This is a genomic window from Luteimonas sp. e5 (genome assembly GCF_054031035.1).
Map to the genome: position 1 here is coordinate 236,934 of NZ_JBSTRX010000001.1, position 17,183 is coordinate 254,116.

Sequence of the window (17,183 nt, forward strand, 5' to 3'; positions counted from 1 at the left end):
TATATCCATCCGCTGCCGTAGGTTGAAAGTTGCGCTGCAACAAACGCGCTGGCGCGTTCAGGCTGCGGGCACGTGGCGGTCCGACGATTCCCCAAACGGAAAAAGACAAGGGCGACCGAAGTCGCCCTTGTCCATTGCCGCGTCAAATCCCGTGATCAGAAGCGGTAGTTGTAACGCGCATACAGCGTGCGACCGTACCAGTCGTACTGGGTGGCGAACGCCGGAATATTGCCATAGCGCGTTGCGGTGCCGGTGGTCATCACCGGCGGCTTGGCGTCAAACACGTTGCGCATGCCCACCAGCAGCGACCACTTGTCCGCGCGGTAGCCGACGGACAAAGCGTGATAGAGCTGGCTTTCTGCCGTGATCTTGCGGACTGCATTCGGGAAGCCCTGATAGGTGAAGGTCGGCTGGATCAGGGTGTTCTTGGTGGAACCGACGTAGTCCATGGCCCAGGTGAACGTCCAGTCACCCCGCTTGAGGCTGGTGCGATAGTTCCCCACCAGCTTCGGTCGTGCGATGTAGCCGACCCAGTCGGTCGAGTCGTATCCGCTTTCGGCCGCACTGTCGAAGACCTGTTCGACGTCTTCCAGCAGGTAGCTGAAGTTGCCTTCCATCTCCAGCGAACCGAAGTTGAAGTCCTTGTCGAAACGCATGATCAGGTCGTAGCCGCGGATCATCTGGCGGTTGATGTTGATGTACGTCGCGTACACGTCACCAATCGCGTTGGGTGCGGTCGGATCGTTGTTCGGATTGCGCGTGAACATGCTGCAGTAGTTGTTCGGATAGACCGGCGCGCCGTAGCAGGCAGCCAGAATATCGCCCGCTCCCAGCGATGCGATCTCGTCCTTGACCTCGTACTTGAAGTAATCGAATGCCAGGCTCAGCGGAGCGAACGAGGGCGTCCATACAAAACCGGCGTTGAATGCAGTCGATGTTTCCGGTTGGAGGAAGCCAGCACCACCACCGGTGAACACGCGCGCCGACGCAGCACCACCGGCGTAGTCATCCGGGATGCCCGCAGCCGCACAGTTGGCGCGGATGTGGTCATTGCTGCTTTCACCCCAGCGTACGCAGGGGTCGATGGCAAGCTGGCCGACGAAGCCGCTCTGATTGCCCAGATAGAGTTCGTACAGGCCGGGTGCCCGGAACGATGTCCCCCTGGTCGCGCGCAAGCGCAGGGACGGTACGATCTGCCAGTTGAGGCCGGCCTTCCACACCGAATCGCTGTCGCCCACCGAGTCGTAGTCGAACACGCGCCCGGAGGCGTTGAAGGTGAGGGTTTCAAACGCCGGAACAGCCTTGAGGATCGGCACCTCGACTTCAGCAAAGAGTTCCTTGACGCTGTCCTTGCCCTTGGTCACCTGGGCCGAGGACTGGCCCCAGAGGTCACCGGCACGGGACAGCTCGCCGGGCTGATCATCGATGCTGTAGCGGCGATACTCGGCACCGATGGCCACACCCACGCCACCGGCAGGAAGTTGGAACAGCTCGCCGGTGGCTACCGCATTGACCACGAACTGGTCATAGGTGGTCACACCGCGATCCCACTGGCCGATTGCGGCAACCAGTTCATCCATGCGCGAGCCATCCAGGAAGCCCGGGTCGAAATAGTCCAGGGTCGGGGCGTCGTCGCTGTACTGCACGTCACCCGAACGCGATGCACTGATGGCAAGGCCGTTGTACGTGCCCTTGCTGCGCGAATACGAGGTGTTGGCCTTCCATGACCAGTCGCCGAATGGCAGCAGGCCGTCGAAGCCGGTATTGACATAGTAGTAATCGACCTTGACGTTGGTATTCGAGCGGAACGGCATGATCGGACGCGCCACGCCGCTGGGAACCGGGTTGACGAAGTCCGGGTCGTTGGCGTAGCCGAACCCGGGTCGGATGGCATTGGAGCCACCGATGATGGGGAAGAACTGGCGGAAACGGCGGGCTTCGGTCTTGCGCTGGTTGAACAGCACTTCACTGGTCCAGTTGACGCTGCCACCCAGGTTGAAGTCCGCGCTGCCGTACACGCTGAAGCGCTCCATCGCGCTGAACACGTCGCCTGCGCGCAGGAACTCGCCATTCAGGACTTCCTCATAGGAGGCTTGCGGCGAGTTGGCGTAGGTGGTGTTCGCGCGCGGACGCCAGCCCGGGAAAGGTCCACTGCTCACGCCATCGGGCGACGGCACGTAACGAACGCCGGTCAGTGCATCGTCAATGGCATTGAACAGCATCATGTTGCAGTTGGCATACTCGGTGCCAGCAAGAATCGATCGATCCTCGCGGTCGATACGATTGCCTTCGGCATCCCAGACAAGATCTTCCGCACAGCGGAAGAAGTCGCGGTCACCGACCTTCATCGACCTCTGCTTGTAGTAGCTGGCAGCCAGCGCCAGGTTGCCGGTATTGAAGTTCCAGCCGGTCACGCCGGACACGTCGAGCGACTCGCCACCGGAGTGGAGCGGGCCACGTGCCATGATCGAGATCTCGGGGCGGTCAATGTTCTTGCGCGTGATCAGATTGACGACGCCGGCCACCGCATCCGACCCATAAATCGACGAAGTACCGTCCTTGACGATTTCAGCGCGCTGCAGAATGACCTGCGGGATGACGTTGAGGTCGAACGCGCCCACCTGGCCGCGGGTGCCTGCCGGACCCGGACGGGCACCATTGAGCAGCACCAAGGTGCGGTTGGCACCCAGTCCGCGCAGCGAGATCGTTTGCGCGCCGATACCACCTTCGGTCACGTAGCCGGCGAACTGGTTGGCGATCTGGGTCGAACCGGCTGCGACGCTGGATTGCTGGAGGAACTCCGCAGTATCGATCTGGCCAACGGCCACACTGGTGTCCGTGGTGATGATCTGCACCGGTGCAACTGTTTCGTACTCCTTGCGACGCAGCAAAGAGCCGGTGACGGTAACCGTTTCCAGCGCCTGCGTGTCCTGCTGCTGGCTCGGCGTTTCCGGCTCGCTTTCAGGCTCCTGAGCTGGCTGCGATTGCGCCATTGCGCTGGCACCGTACAGGCAGCCGAGCATGGCAACCAGCAGCGGCAAGCGCTTCGGCGATGAGTGACGAGATGTAGAACGCATGTTGCTCCCCTTTTGTTTGGTGGGCCTACCGAGTGTTAAAAAATAGTGATAGCAGTGTTTACAAAGTATTGCAAGCCGAGCTCCCGCATGCCAAAGCGGCCGATGCGGGCATTACAAGTGAATGGCGCGAGCGGGCGCTGCTCGTGCTGCGCGGACAGCGGCACGGCAGCGCCCGAGTGGCTGGCGTCAGACAGCGATTCAGAGGCCTCCCGGCCCGCAGTCCTTGGCCAGGAACTCCTCGATCAAACCCAGCGTCTGTACCTGGTGTCGCGGGTACCAAGGCATGCTGTGCGGCATGTCGGCGATCAATTCGTACTTGGCATTGACCTTGCCCTTCACCGCATCGTAGAAACTTTTGGCATGGAAGGCTGGGGTGCGCACGTCGCGATCACCGACGTACAGAAGGATCGGGATGCTGGCCTTGTCTGTGTTGCGCATGGGGTCCATGCCGGTCACGGTCCTGCCCTGGAGGATGCGCTGCAGGCGATTGTCGCTCCATGAGCGGCCGATGCGAGCGAGGTTGGTGACGGGTGCACCGGAAATGGCGCACTGGAAGGGGCCATCTGGCCGCACGGTGGCCGCTGCGGCAGCGAAGCCGCCGTACGAGTAGCCAAAGATGGCGATCCGATCCTTGCCTGCGATGCCTTCCTTGACCAGCCACGCAGCGGCGTCGTCATTGTCATCCTGCATCTTCTGGCCCCATTCGGCATCACCGGCAAGCCAGAGTTGCCGTCCCAGGCCGGCAGAGCCGCGGTATTGCGGTCGCAGCACGGCGTAACCGCGTGAGGTCAGGAATGGAACCCAGCCCGAACCATCCCAGCCGGCAAAGTCACGCGCCCACGGCCCACCGTGGGGATGGACGATGGCGGGCAGTGCCGGATCCCCCTGTTTCCAGCCGACCGGCAAGTCCAGGATGGCGGGGATTTTCATGCCGTCACGAGCCTCGTAGGTGATCCAGCGTTGCTCGCCGATTTGCGCTGGACTGATCCACGGGCGTTGGCTGCCGATGGGTTTGACGTTCTTGCGATCCAGCAGCAGATGGTAGGTAGGCGAGTGCCGCGGGCTCGAAGTGGTGAACAGAACGCGCGAAAGGTCGTCGTTGTAGCCGTTGATCGATACGTTCTGCCCCGGGTAGCTGTTCTTCAATCCGTCATGGATTGCCTTCATTTGCGGATCGACATAGACCGCCTCCATGGTTGGGCCGGCAGTCACGAAACCCAGGACCTGATTGAAGTTGCTGGGCTGAGTGCCAAGGATCAAATTGCCGATGGAATACTGTGGGTGCGCGACCAGTGGCTCGGAATCGAATGCACGGGTCTTCGGGTCATACATCCATGCCTGGATCAGATCTGACTTGAGATCGGTCAGCACGTAATACTTGCCGCTGGTTTCGTCGATGCCGACGATTTCCACCGTATACCGGTCACCGACCTTGCTGGTCAGGGCGTCGTGCTGTTCGAACTCGCCGCTGGCCGGATTCACGATGAAGATGCGTTGCTCGAAGTCGCCGGCCACGGGCTCGATCTGGCTTCGGGTCATGACCTCGCCATTGCGCGGATTGAACAGGCCGGGCTGGGTGCGACCGCCCGCGCGGAACAGGAGCTTGGTTTCGTCCGTGCGAAGGTTGTAGAGGTAGTAGTTGGCTTGCAGCGTCGCCTCGTTCAACTGGCGGATGATGACGTTATCCGGATCCAGCGGCAGCGTGCTGACCAGCGATGCGCTGCCGGCAATCTCCATGCATTGCTGGGTTTCCTTGCTGACCCCGATCCTGCGGGTGTTTTCGGCGAAGGCTTCGCTGAACTTCTTCTGCTCGAGGTCGGTCAGATACAGCTTGGTCACGAAGGTCTTCGTGGCCCCGGTGACGCTGCCCTCGCCACAGCCGGCGAGCTGGCCTGTCCATTCCTGGCGACCGAGAACCAGTGCACGGCCTGCCTTCAGTGCACTGGCCGCAATGAACTTCATGCGGTTGCCCGATGGCGTTATCACCGGGCCGGCGGCATTGCTGTCAAGGTTCCATGTCGCCAGTGCGGTTTCCTGGTGGTTGCTTCCGGGAGCTTCGACCAAGGCGACCAGGCTCTTGCCGTCCGCGCTCATGGAGACGGATTGCACTTGCGGTACGCGTGCGAACGATTCGGCGGGAATGGGCTCGCGTGCATTGGCGGTGAGGCTGAGCGCGAGGGCGCTCGCAAGCACCGGGAATTTCCATTGGTTCATGCGTATTTCCCTTGTTGTTGTCCGGGGCGGAGGAAGACTGAACAGTCGTGAAACCGTATTCAACCTGAAAAACGGTTGGCGTGCATCCAGCGAGCATCGGCATGAAGTGGAGAAGCGAAGTGGCGTTCTCCAGCCCGAGATGGTGAAATGGAATGCTTCCACATGGTGCTTGAGATGAACAGGCTTTCCGCGCATGCCCCGCAACGCGATCTGCAGCCGCACCCGCGCATCCGCAACGTGATCGCGGTGGCTTCCGGCAAGGGCGGGGTGGGCAAGTCCACCACCGCGGTCAACCTGGCCGCGGCGCTGATGCAGGAGGGCTTGCGGGTCGGCGTGCTGGATGCGGACATCTACGGGCCGAGCATCCCGATGATGCTGGGCCTGTCCGGCAAGCCCGACAGCCCGGATGGCAAGAGCATCGAGCCGATGCGCGCGCATGGTCTGGAGGCGATGTCGATCGGCCTCTTGGTGGATCAGGACACGCCGATGATCTGGCGTGGGCCGATGGCGACTTCGGCATTGATGCAGTTGTTCAACGACACCCGCTGGGGCGATCTGGACGTGCTGGTGATGGACCTGCCGCCGGGTACCGGCGACATCCAGTTGACCTTGGCGCAGAAGATCCCGGTGGCCGGCGCGGTGGTGGTGACCACGCCGCAGGACATCGCCACGCTGGATGCGCGCAAGGCGGTGAAGATGTTCGAGAAGGTCGAGGTGCCGGTGCTGGGCCTGATCGAGAACATGGCGGTGCACGTGTGCAGCCAGTGCGGGCATGCCGAGCACGTGTTCGGCAGCGGTGGCGGCGAGCGCATGGGGGAAAGCTACGGGCTGCCGCTGCTGGGGTCGCTGCCGCTGGACGTGCGCATCCGCGAACGCGGCGATGCCGGCACGCCGGTGACCCTCGCCGAGCCGGAGTCGGCGGCCGCGGCGGCCTATCGCGACGCGGCGCGACGCATGCTGCAGGTGCTGGATCAGCGTCCGCGTGCGCGCATGCCGATCGCCGCATCGCTGATCTGACTCCACGCCCGGGCCTGTCGGCGTCGTCGCCGGGGCTAGAATGCCGTGTCCGCTTCCAAGGGTGAATGATGAGCATCAAGAGTGATCGCTGGATCCGCCGCATGGCCGAGCAGCACGGCATGATCGAGCCTTACGAGCCCGGCCAGGTCAAGCAGGTGGCCGGGCAGCGCATCGTCAGCTACGGCACTTCCAGCTATGGCTATGACGTGCGCTGCTCGCGCGAGTTCAAGGTGTTCACCAACATCAACTCGACCATCGTCGATCCCAAGCACTTCGATCCCAAGAGCTTCGTCGACATCGAGGCCGACGAGTGCATCATCCCGCCCAATTCCTTCGCCCTGGCGCGCACGGTGGAATACTTCCGCATCCCGCGCGACACCTTGGTGGTGTGCCTGGGCAAGAGCACCTATGCGCGTTGCGGGATCATCGTCAACGTCACCCCGCTGGAGCCGGAGTGGGAAGGGCATGTGACCCTGGAGTTCTCCAACACCACACCACTGCCGGCGCGCATCTACGCCAACGAGGGCGTGGCGCAGATGCTGTTTTTCCAGGCCGCGGCCGATGACATCTGCGAGACCTCGTACAAGGACCGCGGCGGCAAGTACCAGGGCCAGACCGGCGTGACCCTGCCGAGGACCTGATGGGCAAGGCACGCAAGCGCCGCCAGCCGGCCGCGCAGCGCGGCAGGCAACCCGACAGGCAGCCCGAGCCGCGCCACGAACAGCTGGCACGCGGCTTCATCAACAGCCCGTGGCGCTACAGCCAGTTCGTCGTGGTCGGGGTGATCGTGATGGCGCTGCTGCGCGGGCTGGCCGGGCTGCCGTGGTGGCTGGCGATCGGCATCGGCGCGCTTGCCGGCATCGGCCTGTGGCTGGTGGAGAAGAAACGCGGCGTGCTTTAACCGCCGTCGGTGCGCTCGCGCCGCTGCATCACGATCCCGGCGATGGCCACGCCAACCGCCACCACCGTCACCATCAGCGTTGCCAGCGCGTTGATTTCCGGGGTCACGCCGAGCTTGACCTTGGAATAGATCAGCATCGGCAACGTGCTCGAACCCGGCCCGGAGGTGAAGCTGGCGATCACCAGGTCATCCAGCGACAGGGTGAAGGCGAGCAGCCAACCGGCCACCAGTGCCGGCGCGATCAGCGGCAGGGTGATGCGGAAAAATACCCGCCATGGCCGCGCGCCCAGATCCATCGCCGCTTCCTCCAGCGACTCGTCCAGCGAGCCCATGCGCGAGCGCACCACCACGGTGACGTAGCAGGCGGTCAGGGTGATGTGCGCCAGGGTGATGGTCAGCATGCCGCGCTCGGGCCAGTCGAACAGCTGCTGCATGGCGACGAACAGCAGCAGCGAGGACAGGCCCAGCATCACGTCGGGCATCACCATCGGCGAGGAGTTCATCAGCGACAGCAGCCCGCGCCCGGGGAACTTGCCGAAGCGCGACAGCGCCAGCCCGCTGGCGGTGCCGATGCACACCGCGACGCTGGCCGAGACCGCCGCGATGGTCAGGCTGCGGCCGAGCGCGGTGATGATCTGCTCGTTGTGCAGCAGCGCCACGTACCAGCGGGTGGAAAACCCGCCCCAGACGGTGGCCAGGCGCGAGGCGCTGAACGAATACACCACCATCGACAGGATCGGGATGTACAGGAAGGCGTAGCCCAGCGCCATCACCGCGACCAGGCCCCAGTTGCGCCGCTTCATGCCTGCGCCTCGCGCTGTGCGCGGCGGTTCTCGAAGTATTCGAACAGCAGGGTGGGGATCACGATCAGCAGCAGCATCGCGATCGCCACCGCCGAGGCCACCGGCCAGTCGCGGTTGTTGAAGAACTCGGTCCACAGCACGCGGCCGATGGTCAGCGCGTCCGGCCCGCCGAGGATGTCCGGGATCACGAACTCGCCGACCGCGGGGATGAACACCAGCAGCGCGCCGGCGATGATGCCCGGCATCGACAGCGGCACGGTGATGCGCAGGAACGACTGCCACGGCCGCGCGCCGAGGTCGGCGGCGGCATCGATCAGGGTGAAGTCCAGCCGCATCAGCGTCGCGGTCAGCGGCAGGATCATGAACGGCAGGTAGTTGTAGACGATGCCGATGTAGACGGCCAGATCGGTATGCAGGATCGCCGTGCCCGGCTCGATGATGCCCAGCGCCGCCAGCGCCTGCGAGGCCAGGCCATTGGCCTTGAGGATGCCGATCATCGCGTAGGTGCGCAGCAGCGAGCTGGTCCAGAACGGCAGGATCACCAGCACCAGCAGCGCCAGCCGCCAGGCCGGGCGCGCGCGGGCGATGCCGTAGGCGATCGGGTAGCCCAGCAGCAGGCAGAACACGGTTGAGACGCCTGCGAACAGCAGCGACTTCAGATAGGCCGACACGTACAGCGGGTCCTGCAGCAGCAGGGCGTAGGCCGAGGCGCGCAGTTTCAGCGCGTGCGCACCGTCGGCGGTTTGCTGGATCAGCGAGGTGTAGGGCGGCGACTGGCCGAACACCGCTTCGGCGAAGCTGATCTTCAGCACGATCAAAAAGGGCGTGGCGAAGAACAGCAGCAGCCACAGCATCGGGATCGCGGTGACCAGGAAACGCCCGCGGCGGGTGCGGAACTCGCGGCCGACGGCGCGGAACCAGCCGAACAGGTTGCGCACCACGTCGTCCCAGAACGACCACACGCCCTCGGCGCGGCGATCGCGCGGCGCCCCGATCATGTGGTCAGCACCACCGAGCTGGCCGCCGACCACGACAGCCAAAGGGTTTCTTCCCACTGGTAATGCGGCTCGGAGCTGCGCTCGACATGGGTTTCCTGCACCCGGATCACCGCGCCGGAAGCGGTTTCCACGTGGTAGATCGAGACATCGCCGAGATACGCCACGTCGCGCACCTGGCCGACGGCGACGTTTTCGGCGCTGACCTTGTCCTCGTGCACGTCGATCTTCTCCGGCCGCACCGCCACGCTGACCGCGGTGCCCTCGGGGATCGGATCGGCCTGCGCCGCCAGCAGGATGCCGCCTTCGACCGCATCGCACTGCACCCGCAGCAGCCCGGCCTCGGCATCATGCGAATGCACACGGCCCTCGAACAGGTTGATGCCGCCGATGAACTCGGCGACGAAGCGGGTCGCCGGGTATTCGTACAGCGCCGCCGGGGTCGAGACCTGGACGATGCGCCCGCTGTCCATCACCGCGATGCGGCTGGACATGGTCATCGCCTCCTCCTGGTCGTGGGTGACCATGACGAAGGTGGTGCCGACCTGTTCCTGGATGTTGACCAGCTCGAACTGGGTGCGCTCGCGCAGGCGCTTGTCCAGCGCGCCCAGCGGCTCGTCCAGCAGCAGCAGCTTGGGCTGTTTGGCCAGCGCACGTGCCAGTGCCACGCGCTGGCGCTGGCCGCCGGAGAGCTGATCCGGCTTGCGCCCGCCCAGCTGCGGCATCTGCACCAGTTCCAGCATGCGCGCCACGCGATCGCGGATCTCGCCTGCCGGCAGCCCGTCCTGCTTCAGCCCGAAAGCGATGTTCTGCGCCACGCTCATGTGCGGGAACAGCGCATAACTCTGGAACATCATGTTCACCGGGCGCTTGTACGGCGGCAGATCGGTGACATCCACCCCGTCGATCAGCACCCGCCCCGCATCCGGCGTCACCAGCCCGGCCAGGATCCGCAACAGCGTGCTCTTGCCCGACCCCGAACCCCCGAGCAGCGCAAAGAACTCGCCGCGATAGATGTCCAGCGAAATGTCATCGCACGCATACAGCTTGCCGAAGGTCTTGGTCACCCCCTCGATGCGCACGAACGGCGCGGCTTCCGTATCGCGCCAGGGTTCGATGGGAGTGGGGCGGATGGGCTTCATCAGGCTAGGAACGAGTGATTAGGAACGAGGAACGAGTGGTAGAGCTGGGAACGAGTGTGGAGGAACGAGTAAGGGCTAGGAACGAGGAACTAGTAACGAGTAACGAGTAACAGCGGTGGGGCGGAGATGAGCGGGAAGTGTGAGCAAGCGATGCTTTTCACTCGTTCCTCGTTTCTCCACACTCGTTCCTAGCCTTTATCTTCCACTCTTGATCCCCGTCCAGGCCCGTACCCGCTGCCGCTGGGTGCTTTCCGGCAGTGCATGCGGATCGATCAGCTTGGCGCGGACTTCGGCAGGCGGATAGACGCCGGGGTCCTGGGCGAGGTCGGGGTCGACCAGTTCGGTGGCGCCGAGGTTGGGGTTGGCGTAGGCGACTTCGTTGCTGATCGCGGCGATCACTTCCGGCTGCAGCAGGTAGTTGATGAAGGCCATGGCGTTGTTCGGGTGGCGCGCGTCCTTGGGTACCGCGATCACGTCGATCCAGCGGATCGCGCCTTCCTTCGGGATCACGTAGCGGATGTCCGGTGCCGGGCGGCCGGCGCCTTGCGCGGCTTCGATGGCGACGTCGCGCGCCTGGCCGATGTCGCCGGAATAGCCCATCGCCACGCACACGTCGCCATTGGCCAGTGCATCCTTGTATTCGGCGTTGTTGAAGGTGCGGATGTGCGGGCGGATCGCCGCATACACCTGCTTGACCGCATCGATCTCGTCGGCGCTGCCGGCGTTGGGGTCGCGCCCGAGCCAGATCAGCGCCGCGCCGAAGGCTTCCTGGTCGTCATCCAGCACGCTGATGCCGCAGCTGGCGAGCTTGGCCGCATTGGCCGGATCGAACAGCAGCGACCACGAGTCCAGCGGCGCGGCATCGCCCAGTGCGGCTTTCACCTTGTCCACGTTGATGCCCAGCCCGGTGGTGCCCCACATGTACGGCACCACGTGGCGGTTGCCCGGATCGATGTCCTCAAGACCCTGGAGGATCGCCGGGTCGAGGTTCGACCAGTTGCCGAGCTGGTCGCGGTCGAGCTCGGCGTACATGCCGCCGGCGATCTGGCGCTGGGCGAACGGCCGCGCCGAGGGGAACACCACGTCATAGCCCGAGCGCCCGGCCGAGAGCTTGGTTTCCAGCGTCTCGTTTTCCGAATACACGTCGTAATTGACCTTGATGCCGGTGGCTTTCTCGAAGTTGGCGATGGTGTCCGGGGCCACGTAGTCCGACCAGTTGTAGACGTTGAGCACCTTTTCTTCGGGGCCGGCGGGTGCGGCATCGGTGCCGTCGGTGGCGGGTTTGCCGCCACAGGCGGCGCTCAGCACGAGCACGGCGGCGAGCGGGGCGAGGCGCAGGTTCATGGACGACTCCGTGGGCAGGCGATGGGATCAACAATGAGATCGGCGATCAGGCCGGCGATGGGGCGATGATAAGCGTTGCCGTGCAGGCAGTGCGTGCGCATCGGGCCGGCGCGCTTGGCGCGCGTCGCGGCGGGTGGATTTCGCGGCCTGCCGCCTGCGATACGGGCCGGGTTTGGCGCTATCGTATGCAGCTTTCCCCGCGCCCGGAGGCGAGATGCGCACGATTGCTTTTGGCCTGTCTTTTGCTCTGTTGCTGGCAGGCACGCTGTTGGCCGGCCCGGCGCTGGCGCAGGAAGAAGTGGAAGAACACGCTGCGGGTTCCGGTTGGGAGTTCGGCGGCGAGGTGGCGCTGCTGAGCGATTACGTTTGGCGCGGGGTGTCGCAGACCCGTGGCAAGCCGGCGCTGCAGCTCGACCTCAACCTGACCCACGACAGTGGCGTCTACGCCGGCGTGTGGGCTTCGAACGTCGACTTCACCGCCAGTGACGACGAGGACGACGGCGTGCGCTACGAGCTGGACCCGTACATCGGCTGGTCCGGCGACATCGGCGGCGGCATGGCGCTGGACATGACCCTGACCCGGGTCAGCTATCCCGGTCACAAGCCGGACTTCAACTACGCCTATACCGAGCTGGAAGCGCGGCTGGACTTCCGGGCGCCGGTGTACGTCGGCATGGCCTGGTCGCCGGACATCTTCGCCCTTGGCGGTCGCGGCCTGTACTACAACGTCGGCACCGAACTGGAACTGGGCGACAGCGGCCTGCGCCTGGACGCACAGATCGGCCATTACGACCTGCGCAAGGCCGCCGGCGACAGCTACAACGACTTCGTCATCGGCCTGGCCCGCGACTTCGGCCCGCTGACCGCGCGCCTGAGCTGGACCGGCGTGAACAGCTACGGCGAGGCCCTGTCCGAAGCACTGGACGATGCCAGCCAGGCCAGCTCACGCGTCGCATTGGGGCTGCACTGGCAGTTTTGAGCGCGCTCAGTCGGCTGTCAGTTGCGGCAGCCGTGCCTGGAGGCGCTGGATCAATTCCCCACGTTCGGCCTCGCTGCGGCGCTGCATCGGGGCCGCGCCCCAGACCGGGCGTGGCCAGGCAGGGTCTTCGCGGAAGCGTGCGATAACGTGGACGTGCAGTTGTTCGACCACGTTGCCCAGTGCCGCGACATTGAGTTTGTGCGGGGCGAACACGTCGCGCAGAAGCTGCGCGGCGGCATCGGTTTCCACGTGCAGCTGGCGGCGTTGCGCGGGTTGCAGATCGATCAGTTCGCGTGCGCGGGCGATCCGTGGCACCAGCAGCAGCCACGGGTACTGTGCATCGTCCATCAGGCGCAGCGTGCACAGCGGCCATTCGGCGAGGGCATGGCTGTCGGCGCCCAGTCGCGGATCGAGCCGGAAATCGGGCGCGGCGCTCATGCCGATGTTTCAAGGTGCTGTTCGAGGAACTCCAGGCTGCGGCTCCAGGCCAGCGCCGCGGCGCCGGGGCGGAAGTGTTCGCCGTCGCAGTCGCGGTTGAAGGCGTGGCCGGCGCCCTGGTAGACGTGCACGCCGGCTTCGGGCCAGGCGGCGCGCTGGCGTTCGATGTCCTCGGCCGGGATCAGCGGATCTTCTTCGCCGAAGTGCAGCAGCAGCGGCGCGCGCAATGGCTCGTTGAGGAAGGGCATGCTGCGTGCGCCGTACCAGCCGATCGCTGGCAGGCCCAGCCGCAGATTGCCGAGCAGGGCGACGCTGCCGCCCCAGCAAAAGCCCATCACCGCGACCTTGCGCCCGCGCCCTTCAAGCCATTGCTGGGCGGCATCGATGATCTGCACGGCGGCGGCAAAGCCCAGTTCCGCGGCCAGTTCGCGGCCGCGTGCCATGCCGGCATCGTCGTAGTCCAGTTCGATGCCGGCTGCATCGGGCGTGACCGGGTCGAACATCGATGGTGCCAGTGCTTCCCAGCCGTCCGCGGCCAGACGCTCGATCAGCGAGCGCACATGCGCGTTGGCGCCGAAGATTTCCTGCACCACGATCACCGCGCCACGCGGCGTGCCCGCCGGCACGGCATGCCAGGCCTGTACCCGGCCTGCGGGCGTGTCCAGGTCGATCCGTTGCATCGTGCTGCTCCCTTGCATGGACTGCCTCGATTGTAGGCGGCCACCGCTGCGACTGGCACGGGCGCGTCCGGCGGCAGACGGCACAAGCGGGCATGGATGAAACCGCCGATGTCCCGGTTCACGAGGATCATCGGCGGACTGATCATCAGGCGCCGGGCGCACACACCGGCGCAACACTCGCGGTTACTGCGAAAGCGAGCACGGCTTCGGTGATCGCATATCGATGGGGCGGAACAGAAACCAGTTCCGAAACCAGCGAGGGTGCAGCAACCGCTCTGCGTCCGCCTTGAGTGTTGCGTAGGACTGCCCGGTGTACACGGTGCCATTGCGCTCGAAACTGACCACCAGGCTGCGATCCCTCTCCAGCTGATTGAGCAGATCGTAATAGGTCAGATGCAGCCCGTTCTCTTTGGCATGGGTGAGGTACTGGCTGCCGTGGCTCAATGGCTTGACCACATCGTTGGTGTACTCGAATGGGCCAGGTGTGCCGCGCAGCACCAGATGATTGTTGTAGCCGCCCTCGAGTGCGAGATTGGCAAACATGTTCATGGATTGCGCCGTTTTGAGGCCGAGATAGGGGGCGAAGCAGTTGAAAAAGAAGAAGGCGGAAATCAGGTTGAAAAGCCAGGGCCGGGCAAAGATCGCGGCGCCGAAAGTGCTTTCCCCTTCAGCATCTTTTCCGTACTTGACGACCATGACCATGATCCAGATCGCCCATGGCAACCACACCAGTCCAACCGCGCTCGGTGTCACATGCTTTTGTGCCAACCACATGCACATGAACCACATGGAGACATAGAGGAAGCCACGGTACTGCTTCGTGGCTCCTTCCACGCGCAGCCACTGCTTCGACGAGGTGATGCGCGCGGCCGCCTGCGGAGAAAGAAACAACAGATGCAGTGCCACCGCCAAGGTCGAGAACGAGGGGTAAAACCCGTAGGAACTGAGGGCGAGCATCGAGTGAAAGGCGATGCCGAGAATGATCGCGATCTGCCGCGATGGCTTGTACAGCAATCCCAGCAGGATCACCGTTTCGCCGATCAAGGTGCCATGGATGGCGGCCAAGTGGAACCAGGGCCAGTCGACATGGTTCAAGGGTGTCGGCATCTGTTCCCACACGGCGACCGCGCAACTCACCGACGGATCGATGAAGTCGGTGTTCAGTTTGTGGAAGACCCCGAACACGTACATGATCGCCAACAGGCATCGGCCGACCGGCGCAAAGCTCTTCATGAAATCCGACCAGCTGCGGCCGCGCGCCCAGGTGTAAATGGCCGATGCCGCGATGGCCAGCAGCGTGAAGTTCCGCAGGATGGTGTGATTGGAATACACCGGCATCTGCGCCCAGGCATCCCATAACATCAGCCCGGACAAGACCACAAAGGCTCGCGGCGAGCGCGGCCGAACCGTCAGATACGCGCCGAGCAGGCCGATTGCCCATGTTGTCAAGAAAACCTGGGTCGCGCCTTCGTAATACATGTAGTAAAGCAGGTGCAGGAAAGCGCACAGCCCCCATGCCTGGCTGAACAGCATGAAAAGGGATTGCTGTGCCGGGGTGCTCGCTGAAATGCGTTCCCGGCCCATGGCAAAGAGCGTCAGCGCCCGGCCCGCACGCAGAACCGGATAGAGCAGCTTCGCCAGCCATGTGACACGGAAGACACGCGCGACAATCGTGTTCAACAAGCCGCTGCGGCTGCCGAGCATGGCCAGCATGTGCATGGCATCGGCGCCGGCGTAGAGCCGGCCATCGAGATCCAGCACCATTCCCTGATCGAGATCGAAACCCGCCGCTTGCAGTGCTTGACGCGCTGTGTCGTCCTCCCTGACGTTGACCAGCCGGATGTCTCCGACCGATTGTCGGAGGCGAAGCAAAGCTGTATATCGCGAGCAGAACGGGCATTGCCCGTCGTAATAGATTTTGGCGGCCATCACACTCCCCTTGGCGTGCAAGTTTAGGGTGGAAGAAGATCAAGCGCCGCTTTCGTGCCGTTTTTTCGCTCGGGCAGTTCCCGCCGTGCATGAAAACTCGCGTGTGCCGCTGCTGCGCAGGCCACGCTTCTCGCCGGCATGCCGGGCGCGTACCCCGCGCTCGGGTGGATCGGGTTCGATCCATTGCATGTCCTGCGTGCGTTGCAGTGCGGCCCTTGATCGCAAAGCGAGGAAACGGTCGCCTGTCCGCTCGCGCCAGCGCGTTGTCGGACGCCGGAAAGCCGCATGAAACTCTATAATCGGCGGCCGTTTCGAGGTATCGCCGCATGTCGCAAGCCCAGCCCAAAGTCGGATTCGTCAGCCTTGGTTGCCCCAAGGCGCTGGTCGATTCCGAGCGCATCCTGACCCAGCTCAAAGTCGAGGGCTATGCCATCGCGCCCAGCTATGACGATGCCGACGTGGTGGTGGTCAACACTTGCGGCTTCATCGACAGCGCGGTGGCCGAGTCGCTGGATGCGATCGGCGAGGCGATGGCCGAGAACGGCAAGGTCATCGTCACCGGGTGCCTGGGCAAGCGCGAGGACCTGATCCGCGAGGCGCATCCGGGCGTGCTGTCGATCAGCGGCCCGCAGGACTACGCCAGCGTGATGTCGGCGGTGCATCAGGCGCTGCCGCCGGCGCACGATCCCTTCGTCGACCTGTTGCCGGATTACGGGCTCAAGCTGACGCCGCGGCATTACGCCTATCTGAAGATTTCCGAAGGCTGCAACCATCGCTGCAGCTTCTGCATCATCCCCTCGATGCGCGGCGACCTGGTCAGCCGCCCGGTGGACGAGGTGCTGCGCGAGGCCGAGCGCCTGGTCGCCGGCGGGGTGCGCGAGTTGCTGGTGATTTCGCAGGACACCAGCGCCTATGGCGTCGATGTGCGTTACGCCGAGCGAGAATGGCGCGGCAAGGCTTATGCGACACGCATGAAGGCGCTGTGCGAAGGGCTGTCGGAGCTGGGCGTGTGGACGCGGCTGCACTACGTGTATCCGTATCCGCATGTGGACGAGGTGATCCCGCTGATGGCCGAGGGCCGGCTGCTGCCGTACCTGGACATCCCGCTGCAACATGCCAGCCCGCGCATCCTCAAGCTGATGAAGCGCCCCGGCGCGATCGACAAGACCCGCGAGCGCATCGCCCGCTGGCGCGACATCTGCCCGGAGCTGACCATCCGCAGCACTTTCATCGTCGGCTTCCCCGGCGAGACCGAGGCCGAGTTCGAGGAGTTGCTGGACTTCCTTGAAGACGCGCAGCTGGATCGGGTCGGCGCGTTCGCCTATTCGCCGGTGGACGGTGCCGCCGCCAACGCCTTGCCCGACCCGGTGCCGGAGGAAGTGAAGCAGGAGCGGCTGGCACGCTTCATGGCGCTGCAGGCGGAGATTTCCGCGGACAAGCTGGCGGCCAAGGTCGGCAGCACCCAGCGCTGCCTGGTCGATCTGGCCGATGGCGAGCTGGCGATTGCCCGCTCGATGGCCGATGCCCCGGAAATCGACGGCGTGGTGCAGATCCAGAACGGTTTCGAGGCCGGCTGCCGGCCCGGCGAATTCGTCGATGTCGAAATCCTCGGCAGCGACGAGCACGACCTGTACGGCGAAGTGGTGTTCGACGACTGAGCAGAG

General features: G+C 64.4%; 14 protein-coding genes. 5 read left to right on the top strand and 9 right to left on the bottom strand.

The window, feature by feature from the left end; genetic code table 11:
- Positions 1–155: 155 nt before the first annotated feature.
- Entirely contained in the window at positions 156–3,041 is a 2,886-nt protein-coding gene (locus tag ACW11F_RS01230) for a TonB-dependent receptor domain-containing protein (protein ID WP_456995080.1), read from the bottom strand.
- A gap of 234 nt (positions 3,042–3,275) precedes the next feature.
- Positions 3,276–5,291 (bottom strand): alpha/beta hydrolase family protein, encoded by a 2,016-nt coding sequence (locus ACW11F_RS01235; protein ID WP_456995857.1) that lies wholly within the window; start codon positions 5,289–5,291, stop codon positions 3,276–3,278.
- A gap of 174 nt (positions 5,292–5,465) precedes the next feature.
- On the opposite strand from ACW11F_RS01235, the gene apbC reads away from it, so the two are divergent.
- The 3 genes from apbC to ACW11F_RS01250 all read left to right on the top strand — a co-directional run bounded on the left by apbC (position 5,466) and on the right by ACW11F_RS01250 (position 7,209).
- Positions 5,466–6,308, top strand: coding sequence for an iron-sulfur cluster carrier protein ApbC (apbC, locus tag ACW11F_RS01240; protein WP_456995082.1), 843 nt, complete (start codon positions 5,466–5,468; stop codon positions 6,306–6,308).
- 68 nt (positions 6,309–6,376) lie between these two features.
- Positions 6,377–6,949, top strand: a complete 573-nt coding sequence (gene dcd / locus ACW11F_RS01245) for a dCTP deaminase (protein WP_456995084.1) — start codon at positions 6,377–6,379, stop codon at positions 6,947–6,949.
- The gene (locus ACW11F_RS01250; protein WP_456995086.1) at positions 6,949–7,209 is read left to right on the top strand and encodes a hypothetical protein; all 261 of its coding nucleotides are present in this window, start codon (positions 6,949–6,951) and stop codon (positions 7,207–7,209) included. The genes dcd and ACW11F_RS01250 overlap by 1 nt, the downstream gene beginning before the upstream one ends.
- Here the strand turns inward: ACW11F_RS01250 and ACW11F_RS01255 are convergent.
- The 4 genes from ACW11F_RS01255 to ACW11F_RS01270 all read right to left on the bottom strand — a co-directional run bounded on the left by ACW11F_RS01255 (position 7,206) and on the right by ACW11F_RS01270 (position 11,493).
- Positions 7,206–8,012 (bottom strand): ABC transporter permease subunit, encoded by an 807-nt coding sequence (locus tag ACW11F_RS01255; RefSeq protein ID WP_456995088.1) that lies wholly within the window; start codon positions 8,010–8,012, stop codon positions 7,206–7,208. The genes ACW11F_RS01250 and ACW11F_RS01255 overlap by 4 nt on opposite strands.
- Positions 8,009–8,866, bottom strand: a complete 858-nt coding sequence (locus ACW11F_RS01260) for an ABC transporter permease subunit (RefSeq protein ID WP_456995858.1) — start codon at positions 8,864–8,866, stop codon at positions 8,009–8,011. Before ACW11F_RS01260 ends, ACW11F_RS01255 begins: the two co-directional genes overlap by 4 nt.
- 140 nt (positions 8,867–9,006) lie before the next feature.
- On the bottom strand, positions 9,007–10,149 hold the full coding sequence (locus tag ACW11F_RS01265) for an ABC transporter ATP-binding protein (protein ID WP_456995090.1): 1,143 nt from the start codon (positions 10,147–10,149) through the stop codon (positions 9,007–9,009).
- 195 nt (positions 10,150–10,344) lie between these two features.
- A complete protein-coding gene (locus tag ACW11F_RS01270) occupies positions 10,345–11,493 on the bottom strand; it encodes a polyamine ABC transporter substrate-binding protein (RefSeq protein ID WP_456995092.1) in 1,149 nt (382 codons plus the stop codon).
- Positions 11,494–11,707: 214 nt separating this feature from the next.
- On the opposite strand from ACW11F_RS01270, the gene ACW11F_RS01275 reads away from it, so the two are divergent.
- Positions 11,708–12,472 (top strand): TorF family putative porin, encoded by a 765-nt coding sequence (locus ACW11F_RS01275; RefSeq protein ID WP_456995094.1) that lies wholly within the window; start codon positions 11,708–11,710, stop codon positions 12,470–12,472.
- 6 nt (positions 12,473–12,478) lie between these two features.
- On the opposite strand, the gene ACW11F_RS01280 is transcribed toward ACW11F_RS01275, so the two are convergent.
- The 3 genes from ACW11F_RS01280 to ACW11F_RS01290 all read right to left on the bottom strand — a co-directional run bounded on the left by ACW11F_RS01280 (position 12,479) and on the right by ACW11F_RS01290 (position 15,519).
- Positions 12,479–12,910 carry an HIT domain-containing protein gene (locus tag ACW11F_RS01280; protein ID WP_456995096.1) on the bottom strand — a complete coding sequence of 144 codons (432 nt, stop codon included), beginning with the start codon at positions 12,908–12,910 and terminating at the stop codon, positions 12,479–12,481.
- On the bottom strand, positions 12,907–13,590 hold the full coding sequence (locus ACW11F_RS01285; RefSeq protein WP_456995098.1) for a dienelactone hydrolase family protein: 684 nt from the start codon (positions 13,588–13,590) through the stop codon (positions 12,907–12,909). The genes ACW11F_RS01280 and ACW11F_RS01285 overlap by 4 nt, the downstream gene beginning before the upstream one ends.
- A 183-nt stretch (positions 13,591–13,773) precedes the next feature.
- Complete coding sequence (locus ACW11F_RS01290) at positions 13,774–15,519, bottom strand: DCC1-like thiol-disulfide oxidoreductase family protein (RefSeq protein ID WP_456995100.1); 1,746 nt, start codon at positions 15,517–15,519, stop codon at positions 13,774–13,776.
- A 326-nt stretch (positions 15,520–15,845) separates the two neighbouring features.
- Here ACW11F_RS01290 and rimO point away from each other — a divergent pair, with 326 nt between their 5' ends.
- The gene (gene rimO / locus ACW11F_RS01295) at positions 15,846–17,177 is read left to right on the top strand and encodes a 30S ribosomal protein S12 methylthiotransferase RimO (protein WP_456995102.1); all 1,332 of its coding nucleotides are present in this window, start codon (positions 15,846–15,848) and stop codon (positions 17,175–17,177) included.
- Positions 17,178–17,183 lie beyond the last annotated feature (6 nt).

Excerpts from the sequence above, each read along its gene's own strand:
- ACW11F_RS01290 (WP_456995100.1), bottom strand. The coding sequence starts at position 15,519 with ATGGCCGCCAAAATCTATTACGACGGGCAATGCCCGTTCTGCTCGCGA.
- ACW11F_RS01280 (WP_456995096.1), bottom strand. The coding sequence starts at position 12,910 with ATGAGCGCCGCGCCCGATTTCCGGCTCGATCCGCGACTGGGCGCCGAC.
- rimO (WP_456995102.1), top strand. The coding sequence starts at position 15,846 with ATGTCGCAAGCCCAGCCCAAAGTCGGATTCGTCAGCCTTGGTTGCCCC.
- ACW11F_RS01265 (WP_456995090.1), bottom strand. The coding sequence starts at position 10,149 with ATGAAGCCCATCCGCCCCACTCCCATCGAACCCTGGCGCGATACGGAA.
- apbC (WP_456995082.1), top strand. The coding sequence starts at position 5,466 with ATGAACAGGCTTTCCGCGCATGCCCCGCAACGCGATCTGCAGCCGCAC.
- dcd (WP_456995084.1), top strand. The coding sequence starts at position 6,377 with ATGAGCATCAAGAGTGATCGCTGGATCCGCCGCATGGCCGAGCAGCAC.
- ACW11F_RS01260 (WP_456995858.1), bottom strand. The coding sequence starts at position 8,866 with ATGCTGTGGCTGCTGCTGTTCTTCGCCACGCCCTTTTTGATCGTGCTG.
- ACW11F_RS01285 (WP_456995098.1), bottom strand. The coding sequence starts at position 13,590 with ATGCAACGGATCGACCTGGACACGCCCGCAGGCCGGGTACAGGCCTGG.
- ACW11F_RS01235 (WP_456995857.1), bottom strand. The coding sequence starts at position 5,291 with ATGAACCAATGGAAATTCCCGGTGCTTGCGAGCGCCCTCGCGCTCAGC.
- ACW11F_RS01250 (WP_456995086.1), top strand. The coding sequence starts at position 6,949 with ATGGGCAAGGCACGCAAGCGCCGCCAGCCGGCCGCGCAGCGCGGCAGG.
- ACW11F_RS01270 (WP_456995092.1), bottom strand. The coding sequence starts at position 11,493 with ATGAACCTGCGCCTCGCCCCGCTCGCCGCCGTGCTCGTGCTGAGCGCC.
- ACW11F_RS01255 (WP_456995088.1), bottom strand. The coding sequence starts at position 8,012 with ATGAAGCGGCGCAACTGGGGCCTGGTCGCGGTGATGGCGCTGGGCTAC.
- ACW11F_RS01275 (WP_456995094.1), top strand. The coding sequence starts at position 11,708 with ATGCGCACGATTGCTTTTGGCCTGTCTTTTGCTCTGTTGCTGGCAGGC.